We start from the raw sequence: 373 nt of genomic DNA on the forward strand, positions 1-373 counted from the left end.
CGGTGATACCCCTTATACAGTATATATATAAAACTTTTTATCTACTTGCATTAAAGGGAAGTTTTTAGGTAAATTTCCTGTTGGAATTTCTTGAAATCCATTTTTTTCATAAAAACGATGTGCTGCTAAAAATTGCAAAGTGGTTCCAAGGTAAATTTCAGAAATTTCCTTTTCCTTTGCCCATTCAAAAACGTTGTTTAATAATAAATTGGCTGTTTGAAACACTTTACCTCTATACTCTTTTGTAACAAACATCTTTCTTAGAGCAACTTGATGATTCTGGATGTCTAATAAAGCCACAGTACCAACTACTTTTTTCCCATCTAAAGCCACCCAGAAATTCCCGGTTCCTTTTTGATAAAAACTTCCCACG

1 protein-coding gene is annotated in these 373 nt (G+C 33.0%); it reads right to left on the reverse strand.

Annotated features, from left to right (window positions below):
* Nucleotides 1-12 precede the first annotated feature (12 nt).
* Nucleotides 13-373: GNAT family N-acetyltransferase (locus tag LOK41_RS28695; RefSeq protein ID WP_241819466.1), on the reverse strand; the 361-nt coding region annotated here is incomplete at its 5' end.

The sequence above is a fragment of the Bacillus sp. TL12 genome (assembly GCF_022625245.1).
Classification (GTDB): Bacteria; Bacillota; Bacilli; order Bacillales; family Bacillaceae_G; genus Bacillus_A.